General features: G+C 70.5%; 25 protein-coding genes and 2 pseudogenes. 15 read left to right on the forward strand and 12 right to left on the reverse strand.

Annotated features, from left to right (window positions below):
* The first annotated feature begins 182 nt into the window (after nucleotides 1–182).
* The gene (gene clpB / locus CFN78_RS19800; protein ID WP_094864352.1) at nucleotides 183–2,777 is read left to right on the forward strand and encodes an ATP-dependent chaperone ClpB; all 2,595 of its coding nucleotides are present in this window, start codon (nucleotides 183–185) and stop codon (nucleotides 2,775–2,777) included.
* Between the two features lie 204 nt (nucleotides 2,778–2,981).
* Nucleotides 2,982–3,728, forward strand: coding sequence for a type III secretion system chaperone family protein (locus CFN78_RS19805; protein WP_094864353.1), 747 nt, complete (start codon nucleotides 2,982–2,984; stop codon nucleotides 3,726–3,728).
* A gap of 315 nt (nucleotides 3,729–4,043) precedes the next feature.
* Here CFN78_RS19805 and CFN78_RS19810 read toward each other — a convergent pair whose 3' ends face one another.
* Nucleotides 4,044–4,418 (reverse strand): hypothetical protein, encoded by a 375-nt coding sequence (locus CFN78_RS19810; protein WP_094864354.1) that lies wholly within the window; start codon nucleotides 4,416–4,418, stop codon nucleotides 4,044–4,046.
* Nucleotides 4,419–4,609: 191 nt separating this feature from the next.
* Between CFN78_RS19810 and CFN78_RS19815 the strand changes: the two genes are divergently transcribed.
* The 8 genes and pseudogenes from CFN78_RS19815 to CFN78_RS19850 all read left to right on the forward strand — a co-directional run bounded on the left by CFN78_RS19815 (nucleotide 4,610) and on the right by CFN78_RS19850 (nucleotide 10,623).
* A complete protein-coding gene (locus CFN78_RS19815; RefSeq protein WP_094864355.1) occupies nucleotides 4,610–5,377 on the forward strand; it encodes an SDR family NAD(P)-dependent oxidoreductase in 768 nt (255 codons plus the stop codon).
* Between the two features lie 47 nt (nucleotides 5,378–5,424).
* Nucleotides 5,425–5,988 (forward strand): orotate phosphoribosyltransferase, encoded by a 564-nt coding sequence (gene pyrE, locus CFN78_RS19820; RefSeq protein ID WP_205660586.1) that lies wholly within the window; start codon nucleotides 5,425–5,427, stop codon nucleotides 5,986–5,988.
* 63 nt (nucleotides 5,989–6,051) lie between these two features.
* Nucleotides 6,052–6,453, forward strand: a complete 402-nt coding sequence (locus CFN78_RS19825) for a DUF2784 domain-containing protein (RefSeq protein WP_094864356.1) — start codon at nucleotides 6,052–6,054, stop codon at nucleotides 6,451–6,453.
* Nucleotides 6,446–7,105: a TrmH family RNA methyltransferase gene (locus CFN78_RS19830; protein ID WP_240519567.1), complete on the forward strand. Its 660-nt coding sequence runs from the start codon at nucleotides 6,446–6,448 to the stop codon at nucleotides 7,103–7,105. Before CFN78_RS19825 ends, CFN78_RS19830 begins: the two co-directional genes overlap by 8 nt.
* A 2-nt stretch (nucleotides 7,106–7,107) precedes the next feature.
* Entirely contained in the window at nucleotides 7,108–8,130 is a 1,023-nt protein-coding gene (locus tag CFN78_RS19835; protein ID WP_420807910.1) for a glycoside hydrolase family 76 protein, read from the forward strand.
* Nucleotides 8,131–8,359: 229 nt separating this feature from the next.
* Nucleotides 8,360–9,214 carry a PfkB family carbohydrate kinase gene (locus CFN78_RS19840; RefSeq protein ID WP_165777636.1) on the forward strand — a complete coding sequence of 285 codons (855 nt, stop codon included), beginning with the start codon at nucleotides 8,360–8,362 and terminating at the stop codon, nucleotides 9,212–9,214.
* Between the two features lie 30 nt (nucleotides 9,215–9,244).
* A pseudogene (locus tag CFN78_RS19845) lies at nucleotides 9,245–9,883 on the forward strand (nucleoside/nucleotide kinase family protein); the annotation flags it as partial.
* Complete coding sequence (locus CFN78_RS19850; RefSeq protein WP_094864358.1) at nucleotides 9,880–10,623, forward strand: SDR family oxidoreductase; 744 nt, start codon at nucleotides 9,880–9,882, stop codon at nucleotides 10,621–10,623. The pseudogene CFN78_RS19845 and the gene CFN78_RS19850, both read left to right, overlap by 4 nt.
* Here the strand turns inward: CFN78_RS19850 and CFN78_RS19855 are convergent.
* On the reverse strand, nucleotides 10,607–11,050 hold the full coding sequence (locus CFN78_RS19855; protein ID WP_094864359.1) for a hypothetical protein: 444 nt from the start codon (nucleotides 11,048–11,050) through the stop codon (nucleotides 10,607–10,609). The genes CFN78_RS19850 and CFN78_RS19855 overlap by 17 nt on opposite strands.
* A gap of 202 nt (nucleotides 11,051–11,252) precedes the next feature.
* Between CFN78_RS19855 and CFN78_RS19860 the strand changes: the two genes are divergently transcribed.
* Complete coding sequence (locus CFN78_RS19860) at nucleotides 11,253–11,705, forward strand: VOC family protein (RefSeq protein WP_094864360.1); 453 nt, start codon at nucleotides 11,253–11,255, stop codon at nucleotides 11,703–11,705.
* A gap of 17 nt (nucleotides 11,706–11,722) precedes the next feature.
* Here CFN78_RS19860 and CFN78_RS19865 read toward each other — a convergent pair whose 3' ends face one another.
* The 3 genes and pseudogenes from CFN78_RS19865 to CFN78_RS19875 all read right to left on the reverse strand — a co-directional run bounded on the left by CFN78_RS19865 (nucleotide 11,723) and on the right by CFN78_RS19875 (nucleotide 14,878).
* Nucleotides 11,723–12,487 carry a DedA family protein gene (locus CFN78_RS19865; protein WP_094864361.1) on the reverse strand — a complete coding sequence of 255 codons (765 nt, stop codon included), beginning with the start codon at nucleotides 12,485–12,487 and terminating at the stop codon, nucleotides 11,723–11,725.
* Between the two features lie 252 nt (nucleotides 12,488–12,739).
* Nucleotides 12,740–14,354: pseudogene (locus CFN78_RS19870) on the reverse strand (MDR family MFS transporter); the annotation flags it as partial.
* Nucleotides 14,351–14,878 carry a MarR family winged helix-turn-helix transcriptional regulator gene (locus CFN78_RS19875; protein WP_094864362.1) on the reverse strand — a complete coding sequence of 176 codons (528 nt, stop codon included), beginning with the start codon at nucleotides 14,876–14,878 and terminating at the stop codon, nucleotides 14,351–14,353. The pseudogene CFN78_RS19870 and the gene CFN78_RS19875, both read right to left, overlap by 4 nt.
* Before the next feature lie 243 nt (nucleotides 14,879–15,121).
* Between CFN78_RS19875 and CFN78_RS19880 the strand changes: the two genes are divergently transcribed.
* Nucleotides 15,122–15,886: an esterase/lipase family protein gene (locus tag CFN78_RS19880; protein ID WP_094864363.1), complete on the forward strand. Its 765-nt coding sequence runs from the start codon at nucleotides 15,122–15,124 to the stop codon at nucleotides 15,884–15,886.
* A 98-nt stretch (nucleotides 15,887–15,984) separates the two neighbouring features.
* On the opposite strand, the gene CFN78_RS19885 is transcribed toward CFN78_RS19880, so the two are convergent.
* Both CFN78_RS19885 and CFN78_RS19890 read right to left on the reverse strand, forming a co-directional pair.
* Nucleotides 15,985–16,167, reverse strand: a complete 183-nt coding sequence (locus tag CFN78_RS19885; protein WP_094864485.1) for a ferredoxin — start codon at nucleotides 16,165–16,167, stop codon at nucleotides 15,985–15,987.
* Nucleotides 16,164–17,366, reverse strand: a complete 1,203-nt coding sequence (locus tag CFN78_RS19890) for a cytochrome P450 (RefSeq protein ID WP_094864364.1) — start codon at nucleotides 17,364–17,366, stop codon at nucleotides 16,164–16,166. Before CFN78_RS19890 ends, CFN78_RS19885 begins: the two co-directional genes overlap by 4 nt.
* 153 nt (nucleotides 17,367–17,519) lie before the next feature.
* Between CFN78_RS19890 and CFN78_RS19895 the strand changes: the two genes are divergently transcribed.
* The gene (locus CFN78_RS19895; RefSeq protein ID WP_094864365.1) at nucleotides 17,520–17,942 is read left to right on the forward strand and encodes a PPOX class F420-dependent oxidoreductase; all 423 of its coding nucleotides are present in this window, start codon (nucleotides 17,520–17,522) and stop codon (nucleotides 17,940–17,942) included.
* A gap of 9 nt (nucleotides 17,943–17,951) precedes the next feature.
* Here CFN78_RS19895 and CFN78_RS19900 read toward each other — a convergent pair whose 3' ends face one another.
* Nucleotides 17,952–18,482, reverse strand: a complete 531-nt coding sequence (locus tag CFN78_RS19900; RefSeq protein WP_094864366.1) for a TetR/AcrR family transcriptional regulator — start codon at nucleotides 18,480–18,482, stop codon at nucleotides 17,952–17,954.
* 97 nt (nucleotides 18,483–18,579) lie between these two features.
* Between CFN78_RS19900 and CFN78_RS19905 the strand changes: the two genes are divergently transcribed.
* Together CFN78_RS19905 and CFN78_RS19910 are read left to right on the forward strand one after the other, a co-directional pair.
* A complete protein-coding gene (locus tag CFN78_RS19905; protein ID WP_094864367.1) occupies nucleotides 18,580–20,130 on the forward strand; it encodes an MFS transporter in 1,551 nt (516 codons plus the stop codon).
* 50 nt (nucleotides 20,131–20,180) lie between these two features.
* Nucleotides 20,181–21,569 (forward strand): FAD-binding oxidoreductase, encoded by a 1,389-nt coding sequence (locus CFN78_RS19910; protein ID WP_094864368.1) that lies wholly within the window; start codon nucleotides 20,181–20,183, stop codon nucleotides 21,567–21,569.
* A 152-nt stretch (nucleotides 21,570–21,721) separates the two neighbouring features.
* On the opposite strand, the gene CFN78_RS19915 is transcribed toward CFN78_RS19910, so the two are convergent.
* The 4 genes from CFN78_RS19915 to CFN78_RS19930 all read right to left on the reverse strand — a co-directional run bounded on the left by CFN78_RS19915 (nucleotide 21,722) and on the right by CFN78_RS19930 (nucleotide 24,652).
* Nucleotides 21,722–22,384 carry a DedA family protein gene (locus CFN78_RS19915; protein ID WP_094864369.1) on the reverse strand — a complete coding sequence of 221 codons (663 nt, stop codon included), beginning with the start codon at nucleotides 22,382–22,384 and terminating at the stop codon, nucleotides 21,722–21,724.
* A 56-nt stretch (nucleotides 22,385–22,440) separates the two neighbouring features.
* Nucleotides 22,441–22,785: a hypothetical protein gene (locus tag CFN78_RS19920; protein ID WP_094864370.1), complete on the reverse strand. Its 345-nt coding sequence runs from the start codon at nucleotides 22,783–22,785 to the stop codon at nucleotides 22,441–22,443.
* A gap of 44 nt (nucleotides 22,786–22,829) precedes the next feature.
* Entirely contained in the window at nucleotides 22,830–23,978 is a 1,149-nt protein-coding gene (gene nagA, locus CFN78_RS19925; protein WP_094864486.1) for an N-acetylglucosamine-6-phosphate deacetylase, read from the reverse strand.
* Nucleotides 23,979–24,061: 83 nt separating this feature from the next.
* Nucleotides 24,062–24,652, reverse strand: a complete 591-nt coding sequence (locus CFN78_RS19930) for a SigE family RNA polymerase sigma factor (RefSeq protein WP_094864487.1) — start codon at nucleotides 24,650–24,652, stop codon at nucleotides 24,062–24,064.
* Between the last annotated feature and the right edge of the window lie 20 nt (nucleotides 24,653–24,672).

Raw genomic sequence — 24,672 nt, forward strand, 5'->3', positions numbered from 1 at the left:
GGTGAGCGCCGTCCGGTGGAACTACCCCTCTGCGGGCTACGTTCGCTCTGTGCGGACGTGAAACACAAAGTTGAGCGGAACAAGCTCAACTTTCGTGACGTTATACGTATCGATGGCGGCGTGATCACGGTCGCCACCAGGCACTTCGCACAGAGGTTTCGAACAAGCACAGAGGTGAGGGGATGGACGCTTTCAACCCGACCACGAAGACCCAGCAGGTCATCACGTCCGCGGCGCAGGCGGCGACCACCTCGGGCAATCCCGACATCGCCTCGGCACATCTGCTCGGCGCGCTGCTGGCCCAGGGTGACGGGCTGACCGCGCCGCTGCTCACGGCCGTCGGCGCCGACCCCCGTCAGGTGCACGCCGAACTGGAACCGATCATCTCGGCGCTGCCCTCGGCCACCGGGGCGACCGTGTCCAGCCCGCAGTTCGACAGCCAGGCCGTCCGCTCACTGACCCACGCGCAGAAGCTCGCCACCGAACTCGGCGACGAGTACGTCTCCACCGAGCACGTGCTGGTCGGCCTGGCGGCGGAGGGCGGACCGGTGGCGGGGCTGCTCACCCGGCACGGTGCCACGCCCGAGGCGCTGCGCGAGGCGTTCACGAACGTCCGCGGCTCCGCCCGCGTGACCAGTCCCGACCCGGAGGACACCTACAAGGCGCTGGAGAAATACGGCGTCGACCTGACCGCCAGGGCGCGCGCCGGTGAGCTCGACCCGGTGATCGGCCGGGACACCGAGATCCGCCGGGTGGTCCAGGTGCTGTCGCGGCGCACCAAGAACAACCCGGTGCTGATCGGTGAGCCGGGCGTCGGCAAGACGGCGATAGTGGAGGGACTCGCCCAGCGGATCATCGCCGGCGACGTGCCGGAATCCTTGCGGGGCAAGAAGGTCGTCGCGCTCGACCTCGGCTCGATGGTGGCCGGGGCGAAGTTCCGCGGCGAGTTCGAGGAGCGGCTCAAGGCCGTGCTCAAGGAGATCACCGACTCGGCCGGCCAGGTCGTCACGTTCATCGACGAACTGCACACCATCGTCGGCGCGGGCGCGTCCGGCGAGGGGGCGATGGACGCGGGCAACATGATCAAGCCGATGCTCGCCCGCGGTGAGCTGCGCATGGTCGGCGCCACCACGCTGGACGAGTACCGGCAGCACATCGAGAAGGACGCCGCGCTGGAACGCCGTTTCCAGCAGGTCGTCGTCGGCGAACCGTCCACGGAGGACACGATCGGCATCCTGCGCGGACTCAAGGAGCGGTACGAGGTGCACCACGGTGTGCGCATCACCGATGCCGCACTGGTCGCCGCCGCGACCCTGTCCGATCGCTACATCACCGCACGGTTCCTGCCGGACAAGGCGATCGACCTCGTCGACGAGGCCGCCTCCCGGCTGCGGATGGAGATCGACTCCCGGCCCGTCGAGATCGACGAGGTCGAGCGCGCGGTGCGGCGGATGGAGATCGAGGAGATGGCACTGTCCAAAGAGGACGACGTGCCGTCGAGGGAGCGGCTGGCCGCGTTGCGCGCCGAACTCGCCGAGAAGCGCGAGGACCTCACCGCGCTGACCGCGCGCTGGCAGAACGAGAAGGGCTCCATCGAGAACGTCCGCGACCTCAAGGAGCAGCTCGAACAGCTCCGTGGCGAGTCCGAGCGCGCCGAGCGTGACGGCGACCTGGGCCGGGCCGCGGAACTTCGCTACGGCCGGATTCCCGCGCTGGAGAAGGAGCTCGAAGCGGCCACGGTCGCCACGGGCACCAGCGTCGACGTGATGCTCAAGGAGGAGGTCGGCGCGGACGACGTCGCCGATGTGGTCAGCGCCTGGACCGGTATCCCCGCCGGACGTCTGCTGGAGGGTGAGACCGGCAAGCTGCTGCGGATGGAGGAGGAGCTGACCCGGCGGGTGATCGGCCAGGCCGAGGCGGTCACCGTCGTCTCCGACGCCGTCCGGCGGACCAGGGCGGGTGTCGCCGACCCGGACCGTCCGACGGGCTCGTTCCTGTTCCTCGGCCCGACCGGTGTCGGCAAGACGGAGCTGGCCAAGGCGCTGGCGGAGTTCCTGTTCGACGACGAGCGCGCCATGCTGCGCATCGACATGAGTGAGTACGCCGAGAAGCACTCGGTGGCCCGCCTGGTCGGCGCGCCACCCGGGTACGTCGGCTACGACCAGGGCGGTCAGCTCACCGAATCGGTGCGGCGCAGGCCGTACAGCGTCGTGCTGCTGGACGAGGTGGAGAAGGCCCACCCGGACGTCTTCGACGTGCTGCTCCAGGTACTCGACGACGGCAGGCTCACCGACGGGCAGGGACGCACGGTGGACTTCCGCAACACCATCCTGGTGCTCACGTCCAACCTCGGCTCGCAGGCGATCGCGGATCCCTCGCTGGACGAGCGCCAGCGTTCCGACGCGGTGCTGTCCGTGGTGCAGAGCCACTTCAAGCCGGAGTTCCTGAACCGGCTGGACGACATCGTGGTGTTCGGCTCGCTCGGCACCGAGCAGTTGACGTCCATTGTGGACATTCAGATCGACCGGCTCGCCAAGCGACTGGCGCAGCGCAGGCTGACCCTGGACGTCACCCCCGGTGCCCGCGAGTGGCTGGCGCTGAACGGTTTCGACCCGATCTACGGGGCGCGGCCGCTGCGCAGGCTGGTGCAGTCGGCGATCGGCGACCAGCTCGCGAAGCAGCTCCTCGCCGGTGAGATCCGCGACGGCGACACCGTCCGTGTCGACATACCGGCCCAGGAGGCGAGCAACGCGCTGACCGTCGCCCGCGTGGACTGACGCCGCGGAAGGGCCCCGCCGGTCCGGGCTGCCGGTCGGGCCCCGCCGGCTTGGTTCCGCCGGTCGGCCCTGGTGGTCGGGGCTGCCGGTTGGGCCCGATGGTCACCTGGAGTTGAGGGGGCGCGAGCCGGGTTACCCGAAATGGGTACGAGACACCGGCCCGTTGATCTTCGTTGCCGGGCCGGGAGGACTACCCTGCTCGTCGTGGGTATTCCGGCGTGGATCTGGTTCGTCATCGCTGCCGTCGCACTCGTCGCGGGGCTGGCTCTGCTCGCGGTCGACCGCGGCCGGGAGGGCTCGCGCAGCCGTGAGCGCATGCGGTGGGCCGACCTGCGCGGCTGGACCTACGTCGAGGAGGATCCACGGCTCGCCCGGCAGTGGTCCGGCGGGGCGATCGGCTACTTCGACGCGGAGTCCACGCTGAACCTGGTCGCGGGCTCGACGTTCACCGCCGACGGCAGGCGGCCCGTCTACGTGTTCGACCTGGAGGCCGACAACCAGATCCCGGCTGTCGTGGTGGCGGTCCGCTGCACCCGCGTGCACCCGGTGCTGCTGGAGTTGTGGCTGTCCAGCGTGCCCTTCCAGCGAGAGGGCATGCCGGAGATGCTCGGTCCGGTCGGCCAGCGCTACGCCTTCGCCGACGACATCGCCGGTGCCCGTGAGCTGATCACGCAGGACCTCGTCGAGGCCACCGACGCGCTGGGCGGCGACGTGAGCGTCGCGTGGCTGGAGAACGAGTGGGTGCTGGCCAGTGCCGCGCCGAACGTCGGGCCGTCCCGGCTGGAGCGGCTGCTGCGCGACCTGGGCGAGATCGCCGACATCGTCGATCCGTATTACGAGGACGAGGTCGCCCCCGGGCGACCGTGGCAGCCCGAGGCCGACCCTGCCGACGCCACCGGCCCCGCCCACGCCGCCGACGCCCCGCCTGCCAACCCCCACCCCGGCCACTGACCCACCCGGCCAGCCCAGCCCCCAGGAACCGTTCCGTGTCGGGCGTTCCAGCCCCCCGTGTCGCGCTCCTGGCACCGCGTGTCGGGCTTTCTGGCATGCCGTGTCGCGCTCCTGGGCACGCTGTGTCGGGCTCTTGGGCACGCTGTGTCGTGCGTTCTGGCACGTTGTGCCGGGCGGGCAAGTCTTCGCGGCCGTTCGACGGTGCCGATGCGCCTGACACGGCGTGTCGGAGCGCGCGACACGGCATGCTGGAGCGCACGACACGGCATGCCCAGAAGCCCGACACGGCGGGTGTGGGCCCGGCGTGTGGGTGGGTCAGTGGACGCGGGGCAGGGGGAGGGTGTGGGCTTCGACGGGGGTGAAGGTGCCCGCCAGCTCGAAGGCGGGTTCCAGCGTCAGGTCGAGTTCGATGCCGTCCAGCGGGTCTTCCGGCAACGCCTCGTCCTCGCGGATCTCCAGCGTGCCGGTGAACGTGCCGGAGTGGTCGTCGAACAGCTCGACCCCCTCGACCCCCTCGGCACCGTCGGCCCTGGTGAGCGTCGCGGCCTCGGGGTCCTCGCCGAGTTCGCCGATGAAACCCTCCAGGATCGGGACGGTCGGGCCGAGGTCCTCGTACCGCTCGGCGAGCAGCAGGCCGTGGCCGGTGTCCTCGCCCGCGTCCTCGTTCTCGGACTTGTAGTGCTTCCCCACAGGTGCGCAGTCCTCTGTACGTACGGTCCGGAGCAACCCCTCGCTACTCCAAATGGCCGAACCGACCATACGTTTTCACGCCCAGCACACAAGGCTTATCGTGACGTAAAGTTCCGATCCATCTACTGAAAGCGACAAGCGGTAGATATCGCGCGACGAGCGGACGTCGGGTAGCCGGATACGGTTGGCCCATGCCTACCGCTGTGATCACCGGAGCGACCGCCGGAATCGGCGCCGAGTTCGCCCGCGTGCTGGCCGGCCGCCGGTACGACCTCGTCCTCGTCGCCCGCGACGCCGCCCGCCTCGACGCGCTGGCCGCCGAGCTGGCCGGGGCACACGGTGTCACCGCCACCGCGCTGCCCGCCGATCTGTCCACTGTGGAGGGACGGCTGACGGTCGAGACACGCCTCGAGGGCGAACCGCCCGACCTGCTCGTCAACAACGCGGGTTTCGGCCTGGCCGGCGAGCTGTGGGAGACCTCGGTGGACGAGTTGCAGGCCCAGCTCGACGTGAACGTCACCGCCGTGCTCCGGCTGACCCGCGCCGCGCTGCCCGGCATGGTCGAACGCGGCAGCGGAGCGGTGATCAACACCTCCAGCGTCGCGGGGTTCTTCTCCGGTCGCGGCTCCACCTACACCGCCAGCAAGAACTGGGTGACCTCCTTCTCCGACGGGATCGCCGCCTCCCTGGACGGCACCGGCGTCCGGATGATGGCGCTGTGCCCCGGGTTCACCCACACCGAGTTCCACGAGCGCGCGAGCCTGGACAAGCCCGGGCCGAAGGCGTTCTGGTTGACCGTCGAGCGCGTGGTTCGCGAGGCGCTGGCCGACCTGGACAAGGGCAAGGTGATCTCCGTGCCGAGTCCGCAGTACAAGGTCGTGGTGGCCGTCGGGCAACTCCTGCCGAGGGGGCTGGTCCGGCTCATCGGCGGACGCTTCGGTGGCCGCGGTCGCACCTGAGTCGCGCCCGCCCGGAATCGTCGCAGCCGTATGAGAGGCTGACCGCCGTGACGAGCAGAGTGACGGACAAAGCCGAGAAACTGGAGCTGGCCAGGCTGGTCACCGAGCTTTCCGTGGTGCGCGGCGAGGTGACTTTGTCCTCGGGCAAGCAGGCCGACTACTACGTCGACCTCCGTCGCGCGACGCTGCACCACGCCGCCGCCCCGCTCATCGGCAGGCTGATGTGCAGGCTCACCGACGACTGGGATTTCGTCGCGGTCGGTGGCCTCACCCTCGGTGCCGATCCGGTCGCCACCGCGATGCTCCACTCGGCCGCCGCGGACGGCCGGGCGCTGGACGCCTTCGTCGTCCGCAAGAGCGCGAAGACGCACGGGCTGCAGCGCCGGATTGAGGGGCTGGAGGTTGCCGGTCAGCGGGTGCTCGTCGTCGAGGACACCACCACCACGGGTGCCAGCCCGCTCGCGGCGGTGGACGCGCTGACCGAGGCCGGCGCGAGCGTGATCGGCGTGGCCACGATCGTTGACCGCGCGACCGGTGCCCGCGAGGTCATCGAGGAGCGGGGCCTGCCGTACCGGCACCTGCTCGGACTGGACGACCTCGGTCTAGCCTGACCTCGCAGGCCCTGGTGGTTAAACTGGACGTGACCAGGGCATGATTCGAGGGGATGGACGTCGATGGCTGGATTCCTCGCCGGCGTCACGGTGGTCGTGCACTTCGCCGCCCTGATCTACATCGGGTTCGGCGGCTTCCTGGCGTGGCGCTGGCCGAAGGCGATCATCCCGCATCTGTTCCTCGCCGCCTGGGGCGTCGCGGTGAACGTGTTCCCGATCCCGTGTCCGCTGACCGCCGCCGAGGACTACTTCCGCGGTCTGCAGGGGCTCGGCCCGCTGCCGGGCGGGTTCAACGCGTACTACATCTACGGCACGCTGATCCCGGATCACCTGCTCGGCCTGGCCACCGTCATCGCCCTGACCTGCCTGGTCGTCTCCTACGCCGGGGCGTTCGTGTTCTGGCGGCGCAGGCGTGCCGGTACCACCGAGGACGCTCCGCCACCGGCGCAGGCCCGGCTTGGCTGAGCCGGTGGAGCAGGCCGGTCCGACGGAGTGGACCCTGCGCGAGGAGGTGGGCGTCGGGCCGTGGCCGGGTGAGTGGCCTGCCGACGACCGGTACGACCCGGAGCTCCTGGAGCTCGGCGACCGCCGCAACGTGGTGGACGCCTACCGCTACTGGCGCCGCGAGGCGATCGTGTCCGATATGGACGGTCGCAGGCACCCCTTCCACGTGGCGATCGAGAACTTCCAGCACGACCACAACATCGGCACCGTGGTGCGTACGGCGAACGCGTTCGCCTCGGCCGCCGTGCACATCGTCGGCAGACGGCGGTGGAACCGGCGCGGCGCGATGGTCACCGATCGCTACCAGCATCTGCACCACCACGCCGACATCGACGCTTTCACCGCCTTCGCCGCGGAGACCGGGCTGGCCGTCGTCGCGGTGGACAACACGCCCGGTGCCCAGCCGATCGAGACGGCCGCGCTGCCGAGGGACTGCGTGCTGCTGTTCGGGCAGGAGGGCCCAGGCCTCTCCGCCGGTGCGCAGGAATCGGCCTCGATGGTGGTCTCGATCGCGCAGTTCGGCACCACTCGGTCGATCAACGCCGGGGTGGCCGCCGGGATCGTGATGCACGCCTGGGTGCGCGAGCACGCCGACCTGGCCGACTCGTGGTGAGCATCTGGTCCGCTCGCGCGGATGCGGCCGAAACCGCTGTGCGGCAACGGCATCTTCGTCGCGTATGGCTGCTGCCGGGCACCGTGCTCGGGCGCAGCACCTGGCCCGCCGACCTCGGCGGGCGACTGCATCGGCACTGGAACTACTGGTGGCAGGCGCATCTGCTGGACTGTCTCGTCGACGCCCAGCTACGCGATCCGCGACCGGAGCGGCTGGTCCGGATCGACCGGTTCGTCCGCTCGGTGCGGCTGCGCAACCGGGGCGGCTGGACGAACGACTACTACGACGACATCGCGTGGCTCGGCCTTGCGCTGCAACGGGTGCGCTCGGCCGGTGGGCGTCCGGTGGACGAACCGATCCGGGTGATCCTGGCCAGGCTGCGGGAGGGCTGGACCCCGGACGCGGGCGGCGGGATCTGGTGGCGGCGCGGCGACGCGTTCAAGAACGCCCCGGCCAACGGTCCGGCGGCGATCATGCACGCCAGGGCCGGTGAGCGGGAACGTGCGGCGGAACTGTTCCGCTGGATGAGCGAGACGCTGGTCGACCCGGATACGGGACTGGTGCTGGATGGTCTGCGTACCGACACCGGCGAGCTGGTCCGGGCGATTTACACGTACTGCCAAGGGGTCTACCTCGGCACCTGCCTCGAACTGTCCGAAACCGGCGCTGCCGAGCGGACGGTGCGCGCGGTGGCCGGGCACTGCGCGCCGGGCGGTGTGCTGCGCGGTCAGGGCGGTGGTGACGGTGGCCTGTTCGCCGGCATTCTCGCCCGGTATCTGGCACAGGCGGCGCTGACGTTGTCCGGCCCGGCCGCGTCGGCCGCGCGGGAACTGGTGCTCACTTCGGCGCGGGCGTGCTGGTCGACGTCCCTGCGCGGGCCCGGCGGTCCGGTGTTCGGCGCCGACTGGTCGCGGCCCGCGCCTTCGCTGGCCGTGGTCGACTCCGATCCGGCGCGGGGCCTTTCGGTGCAGGTGGGATCGTGGATGCTGCTGGAAGCGGCGGCAAGGCTGACGGAGGCCGCGTGAGCGATGGTGGCGAAGTCCCGCTCGCGCGGGCCGACCGGGTGCGGGTGTCCCGCTGGGGCCGGGGCCGCGTGAGCGATGGTGGCGAAGTCCCGCTTGCGCGGGCCGACCGGGTGCGGGTGTCCCGCTGGGGCCGGGGCCGCGTGAGCGATGGTGGCGAAGTCCCGCTCGCGCGGGCTGTTCTCTTTCGGTGGCGACCGGTGTCCCGGTGGGGACCGGTGTCCTGGTGAGCGTGACGGTGCTGCTGGCCGGGTTGTGCACGGTGGACGTGGTGCAGCGGGTCGAGGAGCTGCCGGAGCCGGGGGTGAAGGTGCGCTCGTCCTCGGTCGCGGTGGCGGCGGGTGGCCCGGCGACGAACGCCGCGGTGACCGTCGCGGCGCTGGGTGGCACGGCGACGCTGGTGACGGTGCTGGGCGGGCATCCGCTCGCCGGACTGGCCCGCGCCGATCTCGCGGAGCACGGCGTGAACGTGCACGATCTGCTGCCAGGGCATGCCGAGCCGCCTGCGGTGAGCGCGGTCGTCGTGCGGGAGCGGGACGGCGAGCGGACGGTGGTCTCGCACAACGCGGGTGCGGTGCCGATGGCGTTGCCCGATGCGGATCCGCCGGATCCGCCGGGCTCGCCGGACGCGGTGCTGGTCGACGGACACCACCCGGAGCTGGCGTTGCGTGTCGCGCGCCGGGCCCGTGCCGCGGGTGTGCCGGTCGTGCTGGACGCCGGGAGCTGGAAACCGGTCTTCGACGAGTTGCTGCCGCTGGTGGACATCGCCGCCTGCTCGGCCCAGTTCCGCGGTCCGGATCCGCATGATCGCGGGGTCGCGACGGTGATCACCACGGCGGGCGCGGACCCGGTCCGGTGGTCCTCCGGCGGCGCGACGGGCGAGGTCGGGGTGCCGGCCGTCCGGGCAAGGGACACGCTCGGTGCGGGCGACGTGTGGCACGGGGCGCTGGCGTTCGCCGTCGCCAGGAGCAGTATGGGTGCGAGCGTGCCGGAACTGATCGGGTTCGCGAACTCGGTGGCCGCGGAGCGGGTGCGGCACGCCGGTCCGCGCGCCTGGGTGCGGCCGGTCCGTGGGCTCGGCCGGTGAGGGCCGGCCTGTGAGCGAAAGGAAGAGAGTGCGATGACATCCTTCGACGATCTGCTGAGCCGGGCGCAGACCCTGCTGTCCACGGGCGACCGGACGGTACTCGGCATCACCGGCCCTCCTGCGGCGGGCAAGACGACGCTGGCCTGGCGGCTCGCCGACGCGCTGGGTACTCGCGCGGTCGTGGTCGGGATGGACGCGTTCCATCTGGCGCAGGTCGAGCTGAACCGGCTGGGCCGCGCCGAGCGCAAGGGCGCGCCGGACACCTTCGACGGCTACGGCTACGCGCACCTGGTGCGGCGGTTGTCCGAGGGCGTCGAGACGGTGTACGCGCCGGAGTTCCGCCGGGAGATCGAGGAGCCGATCGCCGGGGCGGTGCGGGTGCCGACGGACGTGCCGCTGGTGATCACCGAGGGCAACTACCTGCTGCTCGACTCGGAACCGTGGACCTCGCTGCGTCCGCTGCTCGCCGATGTCTGGTATCTGCGCCCGGACGAGGACGAGCGGGTCGAGCGGCTGGTGAACCGGCACCGCAGCTACGGCCGTTCGCTGGTGGAGGCCAAGCAGCGGGCTCTCGGCTCGGACCAGCGCAACGCCGACCTGATCGCCCCGACGGCGATCCGGGCGGATCTGGTGGTGGAGAACATGCAGCTCGAACCGTTCGCGGTATGAGCGTCGTACTGGTCACCGGGGGCAGCCGCGGGATCGGGGCGGCGACCTGCGTGCTGGCCGCCGAGCGCGGCCACGACGTCGTGTTCGGCTACACCTCGGACTCCGCGGCCGCGGACGCCGTCACCGAGCGGGTGCGGTCGCTGGGCCGGGCGGCGGTCGCGGTGCGCGGCGACGTCGCCGTGGAGCGGGACGTGGAGGCACTGTTCGACGCGGCGGGGGAGCTCGGGCCGTTGACCGGGGTGGTGAACAACGCCGGGATCACTGGCAACTCGCCGGGACGGCTGGACGAGCAGAGTGCGGCGACGGTCCGGCGGGTGCTGGAGGTCAACGTGACGGGGGTGTTCCTGTGCTGCCGCGCGGCGGTGCGGCGGATGTCCACCCGGTACGGCGGTGCGGGTGGCGCGATCGTGAACGTCACCTCGACGGCGGCGCGGCTGGGGTCGGCGGGCGAGTGGGTGCACTACGCGGCCTCGAAGGCGGCGGTGGAGACGATGTCGTTCGGGCTGGCCAGGGAGGTCGCGCGGGAGGGCGTGCGGGTGAACGTCGTCGCGCCGGGCAGTGTGCGTACGGATCTGCACGCGGCGGCGGGCATGCCCGACCGTCCGGAGCGGATGGCGGCGCTGACCCCGGCGGGGCGGGTCGGCGAGCCGGGCGAGATCGCGGAGGCGATCATCTGGCTGCTCGGTGCCGGTGCCTCGTACGCGACGGGTTCGGTGCTGACGGTCAGCGGTGGCCTTTAGCCCCGGCCGGGTGCCTGCCGATGGGGCAGCACCAGGTGGTGGTGGGGTCGGCCCAGCAGGCCGTCCCGCCGCGGATGCGGGCGGCGGCCTGCCGGTTCGTGCCGGGTACCAGTGGCGTCCCGTGGTGGAACCGCTCGGTGGCGTGGTCCTGCAACCGGTCGGCGAGGGTGCGCACGACGTGTTCCTCGCCGCCGGTGATCGCCAGGTCGAATCCGAATGTCTCCCGGTCGTGAATCGTGACCATTAAACGAATTGTGTTCACGTTCACCAGGTAGGCGGTGAATTGTGCGGTGCTCGCCTCGATGTCGGCGAGAATGTCGCGGATTCGGTGGTCGAGCGCGGTGTACTCGGTACGCGGCTCCGGGACCGACGGTGCGGCGTCGTGGCTGAGCACGCTCGACTGGGACCTGTACGCGCCACCGTTCATGCGGTCCCACGATCCTATGTTCCGGAACGTTCCGGAAGGCCTTTGCGTGAAATGTCCGGAAAGTGGGTACCTGCGTCTGATCCGTGTTTCCTCGCCGCAACAAGGCGGTAACGGAGGGAGTCCTCGGGGCGGGTATTCGCGTTGACTGCCCGTGGGGCCCGGATGGCCCCGTCCACATGTCGGGAAGGGATCGGTGCGCCGCGTGGCGAAGCTGACGAACGTGCACCATTTGGCGCTCACGGTCACGGACGTGGACCGCAGCGTTCCGTGGTACGAGCGGGTTCTCGAACTCGAGGAGATCAGCAGGCGCGAGGACGCCGGAACCGGGATCCGCAAGGTGGTGCTGCGCGCGCCGGGCGACGGTTTCGCGGTCGTGCTCGTCCAGCATCCCGAGGTGGTCCGGCCGGGCGCGCCGATGAGCGAGACCGGCGTGCGCTGGGCGTCCGACTTCGACGAGCGCCGCACCGGGCTCGACCACGTCGCGTTCCGGGTGTCCTCCCGTGCCGAACTGCGCGACTGGGAACAGCGGCTCGCCGACTACGGCGTCACCTACAGCGCGGGCAAGGAGTCGCGGACGATGCCGGGCTCCGAGGTCGTCGTGTTCCGCGACCCGGACGGCATTCAGCTCGAAGTCTGGGCCGACCCCGACTCCTGACCTCCTGGCGGGGCTGGTCAGGTGCGAGGGTCGCGCTCCGGGGCGTCGGTGCCGGTGGTGAGGTCCGCCGTGGCGGCACCGGTGATGGCCCCGGTCTCGCCGGCAGCCGGCTCGCCGGTCGCCGCGTCGGTGGCGGCCACCGGCTTGCGGATCTCCTGCCGGTAGCGCCAGACGCCCCAGATGGTGCCGAGCAGGAAGCAGGCCACGCAGATCCAGACGACGGCGGTGAGCAGCCAGGGAACCTGGGCGAGAATGCCGGCGCCGTAGTAGCCGAGCAGTACCAGGGTGGGGACCCAGAGCAGCCCGCCTAGGGCCGTCGCCAGCATGAACCGCCTCGGGTCCATCTTGGCGGCACCGGCGAACAGCGGGGCCAGCGTGCGGACCCAGGGGATCCAGCGGGCGGCCACGATCGCGAAGAAGCCGCGCCGGTCGAGGAAGGACTGCGCCCGGTCGAGACTGGCCTGGTTGAGTACCCGGCCACCGCGCCTTGCGATCAGCGCGGTCCCGGTCTTGCGGCCGATGTGGTAGCCGAGCTGGTTGCCCACCACGGCGATGACCAGCGCCCCGACGGACAGTCCCCAGGCGTGCCAGTCGCCTGCGCTCTGCTGGGCGAGGATCACCCCGGCGCCGAACAGCAGCGAGTCGCCGGGCAGGAACAGGCCCACGATCAGGGCGCATTCGATGAACACGAAACTGAGCACCACGGCCCAGACCAGCCATGGGCCGGCGGTCGTCAGCCAGCCCAGATCGAAGCCGAGCACCTCCACCTGCGCCACGTTCACACCGGAACCATACGGCCCATGCCTGCCGCCTTCGGGTGGAAGGGGCGTTTCGGCACTTCCCGGGCGGTACGGACGCGCGGACGCGGGGACGGGCCGGAGCCCGTCCCCGCACCGCACGGGGTCAGCGGCGCGATGGGTTCGCCTCCGCGTGGTGCCTGCCAGGGCTCTCCGCCGGAGCGGCTCCGACGGGCTCGCCCGCCGTCGCACCCCCGGCCTCGCGGGCACTGCCGTCCGTGCCCGCGTCCGCCCCGTTCTCGTCGAACAGCGCCTCGCCGCCCTCCAGCACCGACGCCGGGGCGCCGCCGCTCTCGGCCAGCGGGATCTCCTTCATGAACATCAGCACCACGCAGGCCAGCAGCGCGAAGCCGGCGGCGACGTAGAACACCGTGGTGATGGAGTCGGTGAAGCCGATCAGCACCGGCGTCTGGATCTCCGGCGGCAGGTTGGCGATGCCGCTGGTGTTGGACTGCAGGTCGCCGAGCTGCCCGCCGGCGCCACCGGGAAGTGCCCCGCCGAACGCCTTCTCGATGTTGCCGGGCAGCACGTTGAACAGGATCGTCAGGAAGACCGCGACACCCGCGGTGCCACCGATCTGCCGGAAGAACGTCGCGGTGGCCGTGGAGACGCCCATGTCCCGGCGTGGGCCCGCGTTCTGCACGGCGATGATCAGCGTCTGCATGCAGCCACCGAGGCCGAGGCCGATGATGCCGGCGTAGACCAGCGGGTGCCAGAGCGCGCTGTCGTACTCGATCTGGGCGAACAGCAGCCCGCCGACGGCGATCAGGAAGGTGCCGACGACCGGGAAGACCTTGTAGCGACCGGTCCTGCCGGTGATCTGGCCGGACAGGATCGATCCGCTCATGATGCCCACCATCAGCGGCAGCATCAGCAGACCGGACTCGGTCGGCGAGTAGCCCTGAACGACCTGCAGGTACTGCGGGATCATCATGATCGAGCCGAACATCGCCACGCCGACGATCACGCCGCCGAGGATCGCCACGCTGAACGTGGAGTTGCGGAACAGCCGCAGCGGGATCAGCGCCGCGTCCTTCATCCGGTTCTCGATGACGAGGAACCACACCACGCCGACCGCGGCGATCGCGAAGCAGGCCAGCGACTTCGAGTCCGCCCAGCCCCACTTGTTGCCCTGCTCGGCGACGAGCAGCAGCGGGACGACGGCCACGGCCAGCGCGACGCTGCCCCACCAGTCGATCCGGTGGTCCTGCCGTTCGTGCGGGACGTTGAGCACCTTCGCCACGACGAACAGCGCGATGGCGCCGATCGGGACGTTGATCAGGAAGACCCAGCGCCAGCCGTCGATGCCGCCGAGGGTGTCGAAGTCGGCGAAGAATCCGCCCAGCACCGGGCCGAGCACGGTGGACGTGCCGAACACGGCGAGGAAGAAGCCCTGGTAACGGGCGCGTTCCCGAGGCGGGACGATGTCGCCGAGGATGGTCATCGCCAGCGACATGAGGCCACCGGCGCCGATGCCCTGGATCGCGCGGAACGCGGCCAGCTCGTACATCGAGGTGGCGAACGTCGCCGCCACCGAGCCGACCACGAAGATCGAGATCGCCGCCAGATAGAACGGTTTGCGCCCGTAGATGTCGGAGAGCTTGCCGTACAGCGGCGTCGAGATGGTCGCGGTGATCAGGTAGGCGGTGGTGATCCACGCCTGGAGGTCGAAACCGTCGAGGTCGTTGGAGATCTTGACGATCGAGGTGCCGACGATGGTCTGGTCGAGGGCGGCGAGGAACATCCCCGTCATCAGCCCGATCAGGATCGTGACGATCTGCTTGTGCGACAGGTTCGGGCCCTGCTCGTCGCGTGGTGGCGGTTCCGCCTTGGCCACGTCTGCGGTGGTCATTCCTTGTCCCCCCTGGCCGCGGTGGTGTCCGCCGCGGCGTGTTGTGGTGAGTGCGTCTCGATAGCCGTGTTGAAGCGCTCGAACAGGACGGTGAGCGCCGCGCGCTCCTCCTGGGGCCAGTCCGCGAGTGCGCCGGCGATCCAGAGGTTGCGCTGCTGCCGGTTCTGCTCGAAGACCCGGCGGCCCTCGGGTGTGGCGGCGAGCAGGCAGGCCCGGCCGTCCTCGGGGTCCGCCTGGCGTTCGACCAGGCCGTGCTGGACGAGTGCGCTGCTCTGCCTGCTGACCGTGGAGATCTCCGAGTAGAGCGACTCGGCGAGCTTGCTGGTGCGCTGCGGGCCCTCGCAGATGAGGGTGCCGAGGATCGCGTAGGCGGCCCGTTCGATGCCGTCCGGGTCCTGCCTGGCCACCTGCGCCTTGGCGCGGGTGAGCAGGCGCAGCAGGCGGACGAGCTGGCGGCCGAGTTCGTCGGCGTCGGCCAGTTCGGCGTCCGTGGGCGCGGAGTCCCGATTGAGCAAAGAGGTCATCGACCTGCTTCTTTCGTACTGAATGTCTTGTTTGACGAGTGCAACTAGTTGCTTGAGGCAAGCATGTCCCCGGTTGGCCGATCGGTGCAACTCGATTTCCCCGGCTGTGGGCGAACGCACGCTCCTGGTGAAGGTTCCACCACGACGAACGGCGGATTGACGGTCCTCAACGGCGCTGACTACTGTGACCCACACCACTGTTGTTACCGGCAGGTAACCTGCCGCCCGGATCGAAGGATTCCGATGACTCGACGTCTCGCGGCGGCATTCACTGCCGCACTCGGCATGTTCACCGCAGGCCTGCTCGTACCTGCCGCGGCGAGTGCCGCGCCGGCCAAGGATGCGGCCGCCAAGGACCCGGTGGTGATCGTCGCCGGAACCTTCGGTCCAGCCGTCTTCTACGAGCCGCTCGCCGCCCGGGCGCGGGCCGAGGGCTACTCGGTGTCGATCTTCCAGCTCACCAACCTCGGCACCGGCGACATCGCGGACACGGCGAAGGACCTCGCCGCCTTCGTCGACGGCGTCCGGAGGGACACCGGTGCCGCGAAGGTGGATCTCGTCGGGCACTCGCAGGGCGGCCTGGTCGCCCGGCAGTACGTCAAGTCCGAAGGCGGTGAGTCCACAGTAGACAGTCTGGTCAGTCTCGGTGCGCCGCAGTACGGAACCGCCGTGGCGAACATCGCCGAGTTCTTCGGTGGCGGTGACTGCCTGAAAATCGTTGCCTGCCAGCAGATGGCGGTCGACTCGAACTTCGTGAACTCGCTCAACGAGGGCGACGACACCATCGGCGATGTTCGCTACACCAACATCTACACCTCGCTCGACGAACTCGTCCGCCCGGTGGAGAACGCGGCGCTCGAGGACGGCGCGGCCAACGTGCGCGTCCAGTCCCAGTGCCCCGCCCGCGTGGTGGCGCATGTCGGACTGGCCACCGACGGCACCGTCTACGACGGGGTGAGCGACGCGCTGCGCGGCGACCCGGTCGAGCTGAACTGCGTGGCCGTCTGAGGCTCCGGTGGCGAATCGGACCGGCACGGTGTCACCCCCAGGCACGCCGTGCCGGCCCGATTCGCGACTACGACGACGGGGGTGCCCGCGCGGTTCCGTCAGTTCGTGATCACCAGCGCGCCCGAGGGGCAGGCCCGCGCGGCCTCCTCGGCCGCTTCCCCGTCCGGCCGGTCGAGGAGCGTCAGCACGATTCCCTCCTCGTCCTGGTCGAAGGCCTCCGGTGCGGTGAGCACGCACATTCCGGCGCCGATGCAGCGGTCCCGGTCCGCCCGCACGGTCATCGCGCCACCGTCTCCCACTCGACGGGCAGGTGGCCCACGCCGTAGATCGCCGCCTCGTTGTTGGTGACCACCTCGGCGGCGGGCACCGCGAGCCGCAGGTCCGGGAACCGGCGGAACAGCGCGGGCAGCGCCGTGGTCATCTCCACCCTGGCGAGCTGCTGGCCGAGGCACTGGTGCACCCCGTGGCCGAACCCGACGTGACCGGTCGCCCTGCGCCGCAGGTCGAGGGTGTCCGGGTCGTCGAAACGTCGTGGGTCGCGGTTCGCCGCGGGGACCGAGAAGGTCACCGAATCGCCCGCCCGGATCGTCCTGCCACCGATCTCGACGTCCTCGGTGGCGGTCCGGATGGGGCCGATGTGGATCACGCTCAGGTAGCGCATCAGCTCCTCGACGGCGTTGCCAGCCAGTTCGGGTTCGGCGCGCAGCACGGCGAGCTGGTCCGGGTTGCTCAGCAGGGTGAAGGCCCCGAGGGACAGCATGTTCCCGGTCGTCTCGTGCCCGGCGATCAGCAGGATGACGGCGATGTTGCCGAGCTCCTCGTCGGTGAGCTGCCCACCGGCCAGCAGGTCGCCCAGCAGGTCGTCGCCCGGTTCCGCGTGCTTGTCCCTGGTCAGTTTCGCCAGGTAGGCGCCGAGTTCGCCGAGGGCGGTCATCCGCTCCTCGAACGCCATGTCGAGGTCGAACATCTCCGCGGAGCGCCGCTGGAAGTACGGTCGCTCGTCCGCCGGAACGCCGAGCAGTTCGCAGATCACCGCCGAGGGGATCGGCAGCGCGAACGTGGGCACCAGGTCGGCGGGCGGGCCGGTCCGCTCGACCTCGTCGAGGCAGGACGCGGTGATCTCGGCGACGCGCGACTCCAGCAGCCGCATCCTGCGCACGGTGAACGCGCCGGTGAGCAGCTTGCGGTAGCGGGCGTGGTCCGGGTCGTCCATCGAGGTGAACATCCCGGGCCGCGGCGGCTCGGCCTTGCCCTCGCCCAGGTCCATCGGGATGGGCGAGTGGGCGTTCTCCGGCCGGGAACTGAGCCGGGGGTCGGCGAGCGCTGCGCGCACCTCGGCGTAACCGGTGATCAGCCAGCCTTCGTGGCCGTCCGGGTAGGTCATCGTCGTCACCGGCTCGGACTCGCGGATCCTGCCGAGTTCGGCAGGTGGGTCGAACGGGCTGGTCCGCGTTCGGGGAAGGCCTTCATGGACGGTCATGTCGCTCTCCTTCGCTGGTGCGGCGGTGGCCGGCGCGCCCGGTGGGACGACGCCCTCGTTCGAACGCTACAGAAGTTTCACAAACTTGTGAATGCTCTGATGGGTTGATGGACAGGCGGGAATTCGCCGGACCGGCGGGCGCGTTGTGCGGGTATGACCGATGCGACCGCACTGCACGCACTGCTCGCGGACCGCCCGCTGGGCGTACTGGCCACGCTCAAGAAGGACGGCAGGCCGCAGCTCTCCAACGTCAACCACCTCTACGACCGGGAGGCGGGCGAAATCCTGGTGTCGATCACCGACGGCCGGGCGAAGACGCGCAACCTGCGCCGGGACCCGAAGGCGAGCTTTCACGTCAGCAGCGAGGACGGCTGGCGCTACGCGGTGGCCGAAGGCGAGGCGCGGCTCGGCCCTGTTGCCGGCGACCCGCGGGACGCGGCCGTCGACGAGCTGATCGACCTGTACCGCAGGCTGGCCGGTGAGCATCCGGACTGGGACGAGTACCGCGCCGCGATGGTCGCCGACCGCAGGCTGGTGCTGCGGATCGCCGTGCAGCGCGTCTACGGGATGGCCTGAGGCCGGGCCTCAGGCCTCGATGCCGAGCCTGCGCAGTACGCCCGGCCAGTCCGAACTCAGCTCGGCGCTGTGGTCGCCGATCGCCGCGCGCAGGTACAGGCCGTCGCCGATGACCGCGAGCAGGTCGGCGCTCAGTGGATCGCGGACGTGTTCGTGCAGCAGGGTGCGCCAGCGTCCGTTGCACTCGCGGACCGCCGTGCCCACCCGGGGGTCCGCCATCGCCAGCGGTACCAGCGCCAGGGTGGCGCGGTGCAGGGCGGAGTTCTCCGTCACCTCGGACACCGAGGTCTGCAGGTAGTACGCGACGACGCCCTCCGGCGCCGACCGCGCCGCCTCCAGGTCGGCGTCGTAGAGCGCGTGCATTCGGTCGAGCAGGCCCTGGAGCAGGGCTTCCTTGGAGCCGAAGTGGTAGAGCAGGCCGCCCTTCGACACCTCGGCCCTTGCCGCGACGGCGTCGAGCGTGACCGCGTCGACGCCGCCCTCGATGAGGATCGCCTCGTAGGCGTCCAGTACCCGTTCGCGCGCTGAACTCTTCGCCACGAACTTGACTGTACCGTCCGGACTGTTTACCTTCGAACGAGACGGCAACTGTACCGTCCGGACTGTTTAGTACGGACTTCTCCGGGGAGTGTGAATCGTGGTCGGAACACGGCGCGGGCGCTGGCTCGCGCTTGCGGTACTGGTACTGCCGGTGCTGCTCATCAGCGTCGACATGACGGTGCTCGGCTTCGCTCTCCCGTACCTCAGCGAGGACCTCGCGCCCAGCGGGACACAGCAGCTCTGGATCGTCGACATCTACTCCTTCGTGCTGGCCGGACTGCTGGTGCTGATGGGCACCCTCGGCGACCGGATCGGCAGGCGGAAACTGCTGCTCTTCGGCGCGGTCGCGTTCGGCGTGGCCTCGGTCGTCGCCGCCTTCGCGAGCACGCCGGAACTGCTGATCGCCGCTCGCGCACTGCTCGGCCTCGGCGGGGCGACGTTGATGCCGTCCACGCTTTCCTTGCTGCGCAACATCTTCCTCGACGCGCGGGAACGCAGGCTGGCGATCGCCGTCTGGAGCGCGGGCTTCTCCGGCGGCATGGCGCTCGGTCCCGTCGTCGGCGGCTGGCTGCTGGAGCACTTCTGGTGGGGCTCGGTCTTCCTGATCAACGTCCCCGTCATGGTGCTGCTGCTGGTGGCCGGTCCGTTCCTGCTGCCGGAGGCGCGCGACCCGGCGCCCGGCCGCTTCGACCCGCTCTCCGCCGTCCTCTCGCTCGGCACGATGCTGCCGATCGTCTACGGGATCAAGGACTTCGCCGAGCACGGGCTGACCGCGATCGGCGTCGGCGGTGTGCTGCTCGGCCTCGTCCTCGGCACGCTGTTCGTCCGCAGGCAGCGGTCGCTCACCGATCCGATGATCGACCTCGGGCTGTTCGGCAACCGGGCGTTCACCGTGTCCGTGGTGACGAACGTGCTCGGCGTCTTCGCCCTCGTCGCCCTGTTCTTCCTTGTCCCGCAGTACCTTCAGCTCGTACTCGGGATGCGGCCGATGGAGGCGGCGCTGTGGCTGCTGCCCACGACCGCGGCCGGGGTGGCGGGTGCGCTGCTCGCGGCGCAACTGGCCAAGCACGTCGACGTCGGCACCCTGATCGGCGGCGGGCTGCTCGTGTCGGCCGCCGGGTTCCTGGCGCTGACGCAGGTGGGCGTCGAGTCCGGGCTGGCCGCGGTGGTGGCCGGTTTCGTGGTGGTCGGCGTCGGCGTCGCGCTCGCCGAGACGCTGACCAACGACCTGATCATCTCGATCGCCCCGCCGGAGCGGGCCGGTGCCGCCTCGGCGATATCCGAGACGGGGTACGAACTCGGCGGGGCACTCGGTACGGCCGTGCTGGGCAGCATCGCGACGGCCGTCTACCGCGGGCAGTTCGCCGCGCCGGAGGGGGTGCCCGCCGAGGCAGCGGGTGCCGCTGGGGAGACACTCGGCGGCGCCGTCGCCACCGCGCAGGTGCTCCCCGGTCCGCTCGCCGAGCAGGTGCTGGGCAGTGCCAGGGAGGCGTTCGTGCACGGTATGCAGCTCACCGCGGTACTCGGCGGCGCGCTGCTCGTCTACGCGGGCGTGCAGGCGCTGCTGCTGCTCCGGCAGCCCCGGCGGGCGAGCGCCCTGGGCCGGGCGGATGGCGAGCCCGGTCGTCTTGAGGATCACCGGGATTGACGCCGGGCCAACACGAGTAAAACCCGGCGCCGGGGCTTACCGTGGGAGGCATGAGTGACGCCCTGCTGACCGAACTCCGCGCGGCCCTCGGCAAGGAAGCCGTGATCACCGACGCCGACGTGACGAGTGGCTACTCGCGCGACATGATGCCGCTCGCTCCGGTCGGCACCCCGCTGGCCGTGGTGCTCCCCGTCGACACCGAGGGGGTGCGCGCCGTGGTCCGCGCCTGTTACGAGGCGGGGGTGCCGATCGTCCCCCGGGGCGCGGGCAGTGGGCTCTCCGGTGCCGCCAACGCGATCGACGGCTGCGTTGTACTGGTGCTGACGAAGCTGAACGAGATCGTGGAGATCGACCCCGGCAACCGGCTCGCCGTCGTCCAGCCCGGCGTCGTCAACCTGGATTTCCGTGGTGCGGTGGAGAAGCACGGCCTGTTCTATCCGCCGGACCCGTCCAGTTACGACTGGTGCACCATCGGCGGCAACCTCGCCACCAACGCGGGCGGACTCTGCTGCGTGAAGTACGGCGTCACCACCGATTCCGTGCTGGGCCTGGAAGTCGTGCTCGCCGACGGGGAGATCCTGAACACCGGCAGGCGGACGGTGAAGGGCGTCGCGGGATACGACCTGACGAAGCTGTTCATCGGCAGCGAGGGCACGCTCGGCGTGATCACCAAGGCGACGCTGGCACTACGTCCGCTGCCGCAGGCGCCCGGCACCTTCGTCGCGGGCTTCAGCAGTACCGAGGCCGCGGGCGAGGCGGTGGCCAGGGTGGTGAGTGAAGGCCTGGTGCCGTCGTTGATGGAAATCATGGACGCCACCTCGATCAAGGCCTCGGAGGCCTACCTGAAGACCGACCTCGGTACCGGCTCGGACTGCCAGGCCCTGCTGCTGTGCCAGTCGGACTCCGGTGGCGAGGTGGCCCGCCGGGAACTCGCGGCGCTGGAGCAGATCTGCACCGACTGCGGGGCCGACATGGTCTACGCGACCGACGACATCGCCGAGGGCAACATGCTGCTGCAGGCCCGCCGGGTGGTGCTGACCGCGTTGGAGCACTACGGGATCTGGCTCACCGACGACGTCTGCGTGCCGCGTACCCGGATCGCCGAGCTGATCGCGGGCTGCGACCGGATCAGCAGGGAGGTCGGCCTGCGCATCGCCGTCGTCGGGCACGCGGGCGACGGGAACATGCACCCGACGATCGTCTACCAGCCCGATTCGCCGGACGAGTTCGCTCGCGCGCAGCAGGCGTTCGACGACATCCTGGCCGTCGGGCTGGAACTCGGCGGCACGGTCACCGGCGAGCACGGCGTCGGCAAGATCAAGCGTGAGTGGCTGGAGAAGGAGATCGGCCCGGTCGGTATGCGGGTGCACCGGGAGATCAAGAACGCCCTCGACCCCACCGGCGTCTTCAACCCCGGCTCCATGTTCTCCCCGAGCTGACCGGCCACCATCGACGGACGCGGCCTCCCCCGCCGCAATATGTCGACGTATTGCGCTCCGGGCGACCGCAATATGGCGACATATTGCGATGCCTTGTGCACGATGAATCGCAATATGTCGACGAATTGCGGAACGGGTGCCGGGGTTGGGGCTCAGCCGTCGGTGGGGGTGGCCTTCTTCGCCTTGCGCGCCTTGAGGTACTCGAACGCGATCGGCAGCACCGAGATCAGCACGATCAGGATGAAGATCGCGTCGACGTTGTCGCGGATGATCGGGATGTTGCCCAGCAGCGAACCGAGCACGATCAACCCGGCGGCCCAGAGGATGCCGCCCAGAATCGTGTAGGTGAAGTACTTCTTCGGGTCCATCCGGCCGATGCCGGCGATCCAGGTGATGAAGGTACGGACGAACGGGACGAACCGCGCGAGCACGACGGCCTTCGGACCGTGCTTCTCCAGGAACGCGTGCGTCTGGTCGACGTACTCCTGCTTGAAGATCTTCGAGTCGGGACGCTTGAACAGCGCGGGCCCGACCTTCCAGCCGATGCCGTAGCCGACGACGTTGCCGACGATCGCGGCGATCGTCGCGAGCAGGCAGACCAGCCACAGCGGCACGTCGAGGCTGCCCTGGGCGACGAACAGGCCCGCGGTGAACAGCAGCGAGTCGCCGGGCAGCACCGGGAACACGCTGCTCTCGGCGAACAGGATGAGGCAGAGGACGGCCACGACGGTCGGACCGAGGCCGGACAGCAGCTTCTCGGGGTCCAGCCAGTCGGGCAGGAGGCTCATCGTCGTGGTGGTCTGCGCGAGGATCACGGCGACTGACGGTACAGGGTTCACCGGCTGTGCCCGCGCACAGTGCGGTCCGGGGCTCAGACCAGCGTGATGACGCCGACGACGGCGCCCGCGGCCAGCCCGAGCAGCACGGCGAGCAGCAGCACCCAGCGCATCGCGACCGGACCGGCCGCCGCACGCGGGGCCGGATGCCGGACGGTGTCCGGCTCGGCCGGGCCGAGCGCGGCGTTCTCCGCCTCCAGCGAACTCGCGTCGTCGCCGGAGAGCAGGCCGTACGAGTACGCGCCGGGTGGCTCGACGGTCGCTTCCCCACCGGTGCGCGTCCCCTCGGCGGGCTGCCCGGGATCGCGGTGTGGAGCGCGGGTCGCCTGGGCACGCAACGCCTGCGCCAGCAGGTGTTCCGGGTCCTCGGGCTCGCTCATGCGGTCACGCTATCCCGTCCGGTCCGGGTACGCCGCCGCGGCCGTCAGCCGCCGGCCGGCAACCCGATGTCCGGCACCCAGGCTCCCCGACGCAGCACCTTCACCGGACGTCTGTCCTCGCCGAGCACGACGAGGTCGGCGTCCAGCCCGGCCCGCAGGGCACCGGTCCGCCCGCCGAGGCCGAGCAGCTCGGCGGGCCGGGTCGCGGTGGCCCGCACGGCCTCGGTGATGTCGAGGCCCGCGGCGCCGACCAGGTTGCGGAACGCCTCGTCCATCGTCAGCGTGCTGCCGGCCAGCGAACCGTTGCTGGTGAGCCTGGCGACGCCGTCCGCGACCTCCACCTCCAGCTCGCCGAGCCGGTAGGTACCGGGAGCCGAACCGGTGGCCGACATGGCGTCGGTGACCAGCACGGTCCGCCCGAGCCCCGCGTGCCGCGCGGCCAGCCGCAGCACGGTGGGGTGGACGTGCACCAGGTCGCAGATGAGCTCGACGGTGACGCGCTCGTCGTCGAGCAGGGAACCGATCGGCCCCGGTTCGCGGTGGTGCAGCGGGCGCATGCCGTTGAACAGGTGGGTGGCGACCGTAGCGCCCGCGTCGACACCGGCGCGGATCTCCTCCTCGACGCCGTCGGTGTGCCCGATGGCGGCGATGACCCCGGACTCGGCGAGCTGCCGGATCGCCTTGATCCCGCCGTGCAACTCCGGAGCGAGCGTCATCATCCGGACGTGGTCGCCACCGGCTTCCAGCAGCATCGCGACGGTGTCGGTGTCCGGTTCGCGCAGCGCGCCCGGATCGTGGGCCCCGCAGCGCGCCGCCGAGATGAACGGCCCCTCCAGGTGCACGCCCGCCAGCTCGCCGTCCTGGACGAACTCGCCGAGCGCACCGAGCTGGTCGCGCAGGGAGTCGACGGGCTCGGACACCAGGCTGGCCAGCATGGTCGTGGTGCCGTGCCTGCGGTGGGTGCGGATCGAGGTGCTGATGCCGCCGGGGTCGGTGGTGGAGAACGTTCCCCGGCCGCCGCCGTGGCAGTGCGTGTCGACGAAGCCGGGGACGATCAGGCCGCCCGCGGCGTCCACCTGCTCGCCCGCGGGCGGATTCCCGGTGCCCACGGCGCTGATCAGCCCGTTCTCGACGGCCACCCAGCCGTCGGCGAGCAGTGCGTCCGGTGCGGCGACGGTTCCGCCCGTGATCACGAAGGTCTCGGTTGTCACTCCGCCAGCATATATTGGTCTAAACCATCGGGGGGTCCTGCGAGAGTACGAATTTCCGGCAGGATTCAGCCGTGCATCGCCTTCTGCAGTGCCTCCAGCGCCCGGCTGGCGGTGGACTTGACGGTGCCCTTGGAAATGCCGGCGGCCTCCGAGATCTCCGCCTCGGACAATCCGCCGTAGTACCGCAGCACCAGTACCTCACGCTGCCGCGGCGGCAGCTTCGCCAGCGCGTTCACCACGGACTGGTGCTCGGTGGAGAGCATCGCCAGACTCTCCGCGGAGCGGGCGTTCACCGGGTGCGGCGGGACGTACTCGCGTGCGGTCTTGCGGCGGCGCAGCACGCTGCGTGAGCCGTTGACCACGGCGGTGCGCAGATAGCCGACGGCGGCCTGGGCGTCGCGCAGCTTGCCCCAGTTCCGGTGCAGGCCGGTGAACGCCTCCTGGACCACGTCCTCGGCGGTCGCGGGCTCGTCGACCAGCAGAATCGCCAGCCGGACCAGCCGCATCCGATGCGTCCGGTACAGGTCCTCGAGGTTGAGCGGTTCGCTCGGCTGCGCCGGGCGGGCCGGCCCGTCGAGCGTGCGCAGGTGTCCGAGAGTGCGTTCGACGCTGCTTTCGGCGCCGCGCTCCGGTAGGGGCTGAGCGCTGCCCTGCATGGATACCTGCCCGTCCTCGA

Origin of the sequence: Amycolatopsis antarctica, from assembly GCF_002262875.1 — a bacterium.
Lineage (GTDB): Bacteria > Actinomycetota > Actinomycetes > Mycobacteriales > Pseudonocardiaceae > Amycolatopsis > Amycolatopsis antarctica.